This is a genomic window from Candidatus Termitispirillum reticulitermitis (genome assembly GCF_054655775.1).
The window spans coordinates 1-1,201 of sequence record NZ_BAAIHG010000154.1; the positions used below are offsets into that span (position 1 = coordinate 1).

Sequence of the window (1,201 nt, forward strand, 5' to 3'; positions counted from 1 at the left end):
GCTACTCCCTTATGTTGGTGAGGTTACGTTGGCGGGCGGGGAGCCGTTGCTGAATCCGAACATCATCTCATTTTTTGAGCTGTCTCGTAGGGCATTTCCAGACCCAAGTGTTAAAATTACACTATTCACGAACGGTCTGTTGTTGTTAAAACAGAAAGCACCGTTCTTTAAGGCAGTTTTAGACAACAATATAACTATCTTCCCAACAAAATATCCTGATATGGACTGGAACAAGATAGAGCAATACGTTGAGAGCTTTGGAGTAACGCTTCAGTATAGCACCTATATAGGTTTCCAGTCAGGGGCAGTTTCAAATGAAAACGAGCGAATTTCCGGCAAATTCCCCTTGCATTTAGACGGAAAATGCTCCCTTACACCGTTTGATTCTTACTCACGTTGCACATCATCAAACGGAGCATGCGGTGCGGTTTTGAGGAATGGCAGGCTATATCCCTGCCTTGCCATAGCGAATATTCGTCACTTTAACAGCTATTTTAATCAAAATCTCCCTGTTGCACCTCACGACTATATGGACATCTACAAGGTAGCAAACTACAAAGAAATATTAGAATACATAGCGAAACCGCACCCATTCTGTAAATACTGCGACGTGTCAGGCAGAGTTGCATCGTTTGGCGAATATCGGAAAACAACGCGCGATATCAGCGAATGGACGTAGCGAGTAGGTGCTAGCTCACCCCAAACAAGACTACTTCGCTAATTTTAGACCCATATTTGCGCAAGTATAGTTTGTAGTTGGGGTTGTAGCCCAGTATGCGTTCTGGTATTTTCCATATATCGCCTGCTCTATGGTACACTGATATTGCAAATGGTGAGCCGTTAGTAAAGAGCCGTTTAGCACCCAGTATGGCGTCCATCTCTGCCCCCTCAATATCCATCTTGATAAACGCCTTGTCCTCTTTAACTACATCATCTAAAGGCACACATTCAATGGTTTGTTCTCCGCTCTCCCTAACCATAGACACCTCGCCGCCGACGCCCACATGAAACTTCAGTCGTTTGCGCATATCCGAACACCCGTATGCTAGGTATTCAACCCCACTATAGTCAGAAAGTGCCTCCTTTACCCACTTCATTCTGTGAGCATCAGGCTCAAAGGCATATATTTTCTTGTAGTTAGGGTTCAGTCTCATAAATGCAATGCTATTGGTGCCATCATAAGAACCGCAGTCGGCAAATA

Annotated in this window: 2 protein-coding genes; one reads left to right on the top strand and one right to left on the bottom strand. The window is 44.5% G+C overall.

Annotation, left to right across the window (positions count from 1 at the left end; translation table 11 throughout):
- A partial coding sequence (locus AC1MDJ_RS07950; RefSeq protein WP_479690383.1) for a hypothetical protein occupies positions 1–679 on the top strand: 679 nt, incomplete at its 5' end.
- Between the two features lie 10 nt (positions 680–689).
- Here the strand turns inward: AC1MDJ_RS07950 and AC1MDJ_RS07955 are convergent.
- Positions 690–1,201: FkbM family methyltransferase (locus AC1MDJ_RS07955; RefSeq protein WP_479690384.1), on the bottom strand; the 512-nt coding region annotated here is incomplete at its 5' end.